At 38.4% G+C, this 7,297-nt stretch carries 10 protein-coding genes and 2 tRNA genes; 4 read left to right on the forward strand and 8 right to left on the reverse strand.

Going from position 1 to position 7,297, the window contains the following annotated elements; all coding sequences use genetic code 11:
• Positions 1-104 precede the first annotated feature (104 nt).
• The 6 genes from pyrF to Q1553_RS08050 form a co-directional block, all read right to left on the reverse strand.
• Positions 105-788: an orotidine-5'-phosphate decarboxylase gene (gene pyrF, locus Q1553_RS08025; protein ID WP_115551110.1), complete on the reverse strand. Its 684-nt coding sequence runs from the start codon at positions 786-788 to the stop codon at positions 105-107.
• A complete protein-coding gene (gene nusB, locus Q1553_RS08490; protein ID WP_363315815.1) occupies positions 788-1,540 on the reverse strand; it encodes a transcription antitermination factor NusB in 753 nt (250 codons plus the stop codon). Before nusB ends, pyrF begins: the two co-directional genes overlap by 1 nt.
• A complete protein-coding gene (ribH, locus tag Q1553_RS08035) occupies positions 1,541-2,011 on the reverse strand; it encodes a 6,7-dimethyl-8-ribityllumazine synthase (protein ID WP_115551112.1) in 471 nt (156 codons plus the stop codon). It lies immediately after the preceding gene.
• A complete protein-coding gene (gene kdsA, locus Q1553_RS08040; protein ID WP_297570925.1) occupies positions 1,998-2,834 on the reverse strand; it encodes a 3-deoxy-8-phosphooctulonate synthase in 837 nt (278 codons plus the stop codon). Before kdsA ends, ribH begins: the two co-directional genes overlap by 14 nt.
• A 2-nt stretch (positions 2,835-2,836) precedes the next feature.
• On the reverse strand, positions 2,837-3,457 hold the full coding sequence (locus Q1553_RS08045; RefSeq protein WP_181881606.1) for a carbonic anhydrase: 621 nt from the start codon (positions 3,455-3,457) through the stop codon (positions 2,837-2,839).
• A 106-nt stretch (positions 3,458-3,563) separates the two neighbouring features.
• Positions 3,564-4,337, reverse strand: coding sequence for a flagellar motor protein MotB (locus Q1553_RS08050; protein ID WP_297570928.1), 774 nt, complete (start codon positions 4,335-4,337; stop codon positions 3,564-3,566).
• Positions 4,338-4,438: 101 nt separating this feature from the next.
• Here Q1553_RS08050 and Q1553_RS08055 point away from each other — a divergent pair, with 101 nt between their 5' ends.
• Positions 4,439-5,035 (forward strand): DedA family protein, encoded by a 597-nt coding sequence (locus Q1553_RS08055; protein WP_115551115.1) that lies wholly within the window; start codon positions 4,439-4,441, stop codon positions 5,033-5,035.
• Positions 5,036-5,272: 237 nt separating this feature from the next.
• On the opposite strand, the gene Q1553_RS08060 is transcribed toward Q1553_RS08055, so the two are convergent.
• Complete coding sequence (locus tag Q1553_RS08060) at positions 5,273-6,307, reverse strand: bifunctional 3,4-dihydroxy-2-butanone 4-phosphate synthase/GTP cyclohydrolase II (RefSeq protein WP_115551116.1); 1,035 nt, start codon at positions 6,305-6,307, stop codon at positions 5,273-5,275.
• Between the two features lie 104 nt (positions 6,308-6,411).
• Here Q1553_RS08060 and Q1553_RS08065 point away from each other — a divergent pair.
• The 3 genes from Q1553_RS08065 (at position 6,412) to Q1553_RS08075 (ending at position 6,829) form a co-directional block, all read left to right on the forward strand.
• A tRNA-Gln gene (locus Q1553_RS08065) sits at positions 6,412-6,486 on the forward strand.
• Between the two features lie 47 nt (positions 6,487-6,533).
• Positions 6,534-6,610, forward strand: a tRNA-Met gene (locus Q1553_RS08070).
• Between the two features lie 93 nt (positions 6,611-6,703).
• Positions 6,704-6,829 (forward strand): hypothetical protein, encoded by a 126-nt coding sequence (locus Q1553_RS08075; RefSeq protein WP_281270095.1) that lies wholly within the window; start codon positions 6,704-6,706, stop codon positions 6,827-6,829.
• Between the two features lie 53 nt (positions 6,830-6,882).
• Here the strand turns inward: Q1553_RS08075 and Q1553_RS08080 are convergent.
• Positions 6,883-7,297: methyl-accepting chemotaxis protein (locus tag Q1553_RS08080; RefSeq protein WP_300842910.1), on the reverse strand; the 415-nt coding region annotated here is incomplete at its 5' end.

Consider the following 7,297-nt stretch of genomic DNA (forward strand, 5'->3'; position numbering starts at 1 on the left):
AATTGTTTATAAATCTTACTGCCTATGCTCATAGGGATTCCTTTTGTAAAGAACCAAAGAAAGCAAAAGACAAAATCTTAAGGATTTGGAATTTGAAAGGAAAATTACATTTCTTTCAAAATTTGCTCTACTACTGCTTTTGGATTTTGTGCTTTATAAATTGGGCGTCCCACGACAATAAAATCGCTTCGTGCGGTTTTTGCATCTTCTAAGGTTGCCACGCGTTTTTGGTCGCCACTATTCTCACCAAAGGGACGAATTGCAGGCGTAAGCGTCAAAAAATCCGCGCCCACTTGCTCTTTGATGGTTTGGGATTCCGCACAAGAGCATACGACACCATTTAAGCCACATTCTTTTGCGGTTTTCGCAAACTCTAGCACTTGGGTTTCCAATCCCGTATGGTAGATTTCAAAGAATCCCTTTTCATCAAAACTTGTAAGCGCAGTTACTGCCATTACTAGCGGAGGATTTGGGACTGCCTTTAGCCTTTGCATAACCTCACGCATAGCTTCTTGACCACTGCTTGCGTGGATAGTTATCATACTGACTTTTAGCTTTGCAATCTCCTCTATGCTATCGCCCATTGTATTGGGAATATCATAAAGCTTCAAATCCAAAAAAATGCGAAAAAGCGGGTTTATGGCTTTGATTTGCTCCAAAAACAAAGCACCATCACGTATGAAGCTACGCAAGCCGACTTTAACCCACAAATCCTTGTCTTTTAGCAATTCTAATAATGCCAAATTCTCCCCTGCACTAGGCAAATCTAGGGCAACACAAAGTTTCATTATTTATCCTTTGGTGTAAGATTTTTAAAATTTTTTTGGATTTTTTCTCCCGATTTCCCGCCTCGCTTTGTTTGGGCAGCTGCTAAATCTTTTGTTTTGCTTGATTTAGAATCCCTAGATTCCGACTTTTTATCTTTGAAATGATGAGATTTTTTTGATTTTGCCTTAGTAGCTCTTGATGATTTTGTGTTTTTGAGGGTATTCACTTTAGGTTTTCCAAAAACTTTTCGGGGTTTTTGAATTGTTTTTTGTAAAGATTCTTTTGAAGTTTCATTTGCTTTTTGTCGCGCTTTTTCTTCCTCTTTAGAGATTTTTTGTTGTTCTAAAATTACTTGAATTTCCTTTAGTGAGAGTTTATAATTTTTAGCGATTCCATCTAACACGCCATTAATAAATTTAACCGATAATTCATAGCTAAAATTTTTGGCAATCTCTAATGCCTCATTAATCACAACCGCTTTATCTACCTTGCTAAAAACAATCTCATATGCTCCTAGACGCAAAATTGCGCGTTCTATATTGCCAATGCGCTCAAAATCCCAATCCTTTAGCTGATGTGTAATGCGCAAGTCTAAGGATTCCAAATTTGCAATTACGCCAGAAAACAATTCTTGCGCAAAATTTTTTTGTGCATTTTTTATTTTGTGCTCCTCTAAGATTTCTTCTACAAACTTAGAGATTCCCTCATTCCCGCTATCATAAGCATACAAAAGCTGCACAACGACTTCACGCACTTGGCTTCTTGTTGCCATTTATGCTCCAATCTTACGATAAAGATTAATGAGTTCAATCAAACCTGCCATAGATTCAAAACCTTTGTTGCCTGCTTTTGTGCCTGCGCGCTCAATGGCTTGTTCAATAGAGTCAGTTGTGAGCACACCAAAGGTTACCGCTGCACCATAACGAATCGTAACATTTGCGATTCCTTTTGTCGCTTCTGCGCTCACATAATCAAAATGCGGTGTCGCACCACGTATAATTGCGCCCAAGCAGCAAACGCCATCATAATCTCCTTGTGCAAGGACTTTTTCTAGCGCAAAAGGAATCTCAAAAGCTCCCGGCACTAAAATATGTGTGAGATTTTCCTCTCTGCCTCCGTGACGCAAAAAGCAATCCTTTGCTCCCTCTACCAATCTGTCTGTAATCAGATGATTAAAACGACTAGAAATAATTGCGATTTTCTCATCGCCTAGAAGCGACAAATTTCCCTCAATGATTTGCATAATTTTCCTTTGTAATAAGATGTTGAATTTCTAAAATCTGCTCTACTAATTCTAAAAGTATCTTGGGAGTGAGCATATTTGGACCATCACTTAGCGCAATTTTTGGATTAATATGCGTTTCGGCGAACAATCCATCTATTCCCACAGCTGCCGCAGCACGCGCAAGTAGAGGAGCATAACGACTATCTCCCCCACTTTTTCCATTTAAACCACCGGGCATTTGCACCGCGTGTGTTGCATCAAAAATCACAGGAGCAAACTCACGCATAATCGCTAGAGAGCGCATATCCACAACTAAATTTCCATATCCAAAACTGCTTCCGCGTTCTGTCAAACAGACTTTATATTTCAAAGAATTTTCAAGATTCGCTTCCTCTACCGCTTCGTTTTGCACCTTTGCACGAATCTTAAGAGCCTTAAGCACAGAATATTTCATATCACTAGGATTCATAAACTGCCCTTTTTTAATATTCACGATTGCATTTGTTTGTGCCGCAGCAACAATCAAATCTGTCTGCCGACACAAAAAGGCTGGAATTTGCAGAATATCTACAACTTTTGCCGCGGGTGCTACTTGGGCAGTCTCATGAATATCTGTTAGCAACCGATAACCAAACTTTGCCTTGATTTTTGCTAGCGATTCTAAACCTTTTTCAAGTCCGGGTCCGCGATAAGATTCCAAACTTGTTCTATTTGCTTTGTCAAAACTTGCCTTGAAATAGAAATCAACTTTTTTATTTTGCGAAAGTGGCTTAAGCGATTCTGCAATCTCCTCTAATATCTCATCATTCTCTATGACACAAGGTCCTGCAATAATAATCATTTCTATCCTTTCAGTAAATTAAATTCGTGTCGTTTAAAGTCGTAATTATACACCTCCCCACTCTCTATAATGTAATGCCAACCATAAAGATTTAAGGTGCGCGCAAGATATTTTTCTTTCACTTTTGGATAAGTAAAGAGATTCACAATCTGCCGCTCAATATTGATTTGCTCCGTCAAAAAGCTACGCATAGCCTTTGTTTTTGGGTTAAGCGAAAGCACTTGTTTTTTTACAGGCTCAATTAGTTTTAACCAATTTTTAACATTGGGCATATTGAAAAAATGCTCCTCCTCATAAAGTGCCGCGCAACCTCCACAATGCGAATGCCCGCAAATAATGATATTTTCTACTTTTAATTCCTCTAACGCATATTCAATTGCGGAAGTTGTCGCTAGATATTCCTCTGCTTCACGATAAGGGGGAACAATATTCGCAATATTGCGCACGACAAAAAGCTCACCGGGCAAGGTATTTGTAATCAAATTTGGCACGACACGAGAATCCGCGCAACCTACAAAAAGCGTGTGAGGATTCTGCCCTTCTTTGAGATTCTCAAACAATTCTTTATAGGTTAAAAAATTTTCTTCTTTAAACTTAATGACTCCCTCAAACAGCAAATCAATTGTATTAGGTGCATTAGAGATAGGTTTGGAATCTGCATTTTCGGGCGTTGCAGTTTCTCGTCCTGTCGGATTCTTTTTAGACATCATTTATCCTTAATCAAATGGCTTAAGGGGCAACTTTGGTAAGACTTTCCATTGCGGCAGATAAATCTTCACCCACACTATACACATACAAATCTACGCGTCTATTTTTGGCACGCAAGGAGGGGATTTCATTATTGGCAATCGGAGAAAATTCTCCCTCGCCTCCACCCAATACACGCGTTTTTGCCACACCCTGCATAAGAATAAGGTCTGCAACATTCACACCGCGTGCAATAGATAATTCTAAATTATCCTCAAAAACGGAATCCTCTTGCAAAGGAATGTTATCAGTATGTCCTATGGCTTTAATCAACACAGCATTAGGAAGTTTAGCAAACTCCATTGAAAGCCGTTTAACGAGTGCAATTCCACTTGAATTTGTCAAAACCGCACTCCCACTCTCAAAAAGTAATTCATCTGGGATTCTAATAATAACACCTTTTTCTGCTTCCTCTAATTCTACAGAAGGTCCATTAGAGATGCGATTGACTTCGTTGTAATCTGTAATGAGGCTTGCAAAAATATTTACCACATTGTCCATCTCTACTTCTGTTTCCATAGGTGTGGCTTTTATTGGCGCAGGAGGGTTGATTTGTGTTTGTGAGCCTTTCTCAAGTACCGCCAAAGAGCCTTCCAAAGAGCCAATGGCTAATGCGATTCTTTGCGTATCAAAAGTTGCCATTGAAAGCAACAAAATAAAAAAAGTTAGAATCAAAGTAACCATATCCCCATAAGTCCCAAGCCATAATGGAACACCTTGAGGACAATCGCAAGCGGGGCATTTATTTTTTGCCAAATTTTTCCCTTTTTAAGATTCTAATATTTTAGTTAAATTTTTAGATTATAGCTTTATTTTAGTTATAATCTTATTTAATTTTTAAATTTTGTGAGGAAATTTTGCAATCTCTTGTTGATTTTTTAGTAGTATCTATCCATACTTTTGGATATTTTGGAATCTTTTTTTTAATGTTTTTAGAAAGCAGTTTTATTCCCTTCCCAAGTGAAGTCGTGATGATACCTGCAGGATATTTGGCTCATTTGGGGCAGATGAATCTCTTTATCGCGATTCTTTGCGGTGTCTTAGGCTCACTCGCAGGCGCATTACTCAACTATTACTTGGCACTTTTTTTGGGGCGTGAGATTCTAATCAAATTTGGCAAATATGTATTTTTTGATGAAAAAACAATGATAAAAATGGAAAATTTCTTTGCCAAACACGGGCATATTTCTACCTTTAGCGGGCGTTTGATTCCTGTTGTGAGGCAATATATTTCACTTCCTGCAGGCTTAGGTAGAATGCCACTAGCTCTTTTTTGTCTTTATACTTCCTTGGGTGCTGGAATCTGGGTTAGCATTCTAACCACGCTTGGTTATTTTTTGGGACAAAATGAAGCACTTTTGAAAGAATATCTGCATTGGATTACCTTTGGACTTGCCCTCTTTGTCCTGTTTAGCGTTGGCTTGTATGTTGCTTTGCAACTTCGCAAGAAATAACACTACTGCATCATTGCGGTTTCTACCTCGTTCTTGCGAGGGCTTTGCCTGAAGTAATTCATAATTTTGCACAGAGTAAATTATCAAAGGCGAGATTCTTTCATTTGGATTGCTTTGCTCTCACTTTGTTCGTTCCTTGCAATGATGCAGTGGGGAAATTGCCCTCATAAACTTTTGCGCATTATTGCTCACTTTGGCTCAAATCTTCTCTTGCGCACTTTAGGCTTTAGAGAGTTATTACACCTCTACTCTCTCCAAGATTCTAAGGTTAAATCCGCTTAATGCACAATATTCGGATTCATCTACTTGTGAGACACTTAAGAGCCTAAAATCCCGAATCTCTAGTGATTTTAAAATCTGCGCCCCAATTCCTAATCCCTTGATATCCTTACCATCACAAGTTTTCAAAAAAACCAAATATCCCCCCTCTTGTTTTAATTGCTCAATTGCTTGAATTAATCCATTAAATGTATTTTCATTCTCTAAAAGCTCCAAATCCTCTTTAACAATGTGGAATTTCACAAGAGGAGTTTGCGACTTGCCAAACACAAAGGCTGTATGGATTCTGCTCAAATGGTCTTGAAATTGGATTTTCTCCACTTCTGCACCCAAAAACTTACCCTTTCCACGATAGATTGGCTTAATGAGCTGCTCAAACTGCAAGCGATACTCAATCAAATCCGAAACATAAAGAATCTTTAAGCGGTGTTTTTGTGCAAATTCACTCAAAAATTTATCCCCTCTTCTTGCCATTAGCCCATCTTCTCGCATAATTTCACAAATCACACTCACAGGTTTAAGCCCTGCAAGCTGGCAAATATCAATGCTCGCCTCTGTATGTCCTGTGCGCTCTAGCACACCTCCCTCTTTGGCAATCAATGGAAAAATATGTCCGGGTCGCACAAAATCTTCAGGTTTTGTGTTAGATTTACACATTAGGCTAATCGTTAAATCTCGCTCATACGCAGAGATTCCTGTTTTAGCTTCTTTGGCGTCAATAGAAACCGTGAAAGCTGTTTCGTGATTGGAACTATTTTGAATAACCATTGGGGGCAAATCAAGTTTATTTGCAATCTCTTTGGTAATAGAAACACAAATCAACCCGCGTGCCTCTTGTGCCATAAAATTGATTTTTTCGGGTGTGCTAAAGATTCCAGCCATTACCAAATCGCCCTCATTTTCTCTATCCTCATCGTCCATAATAATAACCATTTCTCCATTTTTAATCGCCTTAATCGCCTCTTCCACGCGCAAAAATGCTTCATTTTGCATTTCTTAACCTTTTGTATTTTTTCTAAAGTATATCACAAACTTATCAAAAAGATATTTAATATATTGACAAATAAAAACAATAAAGATATAATTTCGCTTTTTATTGGGGTATCGCCAAGCGGTAAGGCAGTTGGTTTTGGTCCAACCATTCCGAGGTTCGAATCCTTGTACCCCAGCCACTTATTCTCAAATTTCATAACATTTATAATCTTTTTATAAATTTTATCGCGGGGTAGAGCAGCCCGGTAGCTCGTTGGGCTCATAACCCAAAGGTCGGTGGTTCAAATCCGCCCCCCGCTACCAAATCTTTCTATAATTCTATCATTTTGTTTCATACAATATTCACACTTTGGACTTTAAAATAAAATCTTAAATGTTGTAAAACTTCAGGGATTTGTGGGATTATGGGATACTTCGGCTTTTGCCTCGCAACGACTGCGTGGGATTCGTTCTTGTAAGAATCACTTACGATTCATAGCGCACATTGTAGCAACAATTATGCAAGCTTGGGTGAGTCGCTAACACAACGTACCCGCTGCTTGCAAATTCACAACTTTAAATTTCAAAAAGTAAAACTAAAACTTCTTTTTATTTACATCATCAAAAATTTTATTTGCAATTTTATCTACCGCATCACTAATGTTTTGAGAATAGTTTGCGATTTCTACATTTTGTGAGTTGCTAGTTTCTAGTTGTGCCACTGCTTGATTAATCTGCTCAATTCCTAATGTTTGCTCTCTAATGGATTCACTCATATCATTAATGCCTTGCACAAGAACATTCACATTTGCTTCAATTTCGCCAAGTGATTTTCCTGTTCTTTCTGCTAGTTTTCGCACTTCATCGGCGACAACGGCGAATCCTCGTCCGTGTTCTCCTGCTCTTGCTGCTTCAATGGCTGCATTAAGAGCAAGCAAATTTGTTTGGTCTGCAATGTCTTTAATTACATTCACGATACTTTTAATATCCTCTGCTTGTCTTGTAACCTCT

The sequence above is a fragment of the Helicobacter sp. UBA3407 genome (assembly GCF_949747025.1).
In the GTDB taxonomy this organism is placed as follows: Bacteria; Campylobacterota; Campylobacteria; order Campylobacterales; family Helicobacteraceae; genus Helicobacter_D; species Helicobacter_D ganmani.

Bases quoted from the DNA above. Each gene is read 5' to 3' on its own strand.
- Q1553_RS08060 (WP_115551116.1), bottom strand. From the start codon at position 6,307: ATGCAAAATGAAGCATTTTTGCGCGTGGAAGAGGCGATTAAGGCGATT.
- kdsA (WP_297570925.1), bottom strand. From the start codon at position 2,834: ATGATTATTATTGCAGGACCTTGTGTCATAGAGAATGATGAGATATTA.
- pyrF (WP_115551110.1), bottom strand. From the start codon at position 788: ATGAAACTTTGTGTTGCCCTAGATTTGCCTAGTGCAGGGGAGAATTTG.
- ribH (WP_115551112.1), bottom strand. From the start codon at position 2,011: ATGCAAATCATTGAGGGAAATTTGTCGCTTCTAGGCGATGAGAAAATC.
- nusB (WP_363315815.1), bottom strand. From the start codon at position 1,540: ATGGCAACAAGAAGCCAAGTGCGTGAAGTCGTTGTGCAGCTTTTGTAT.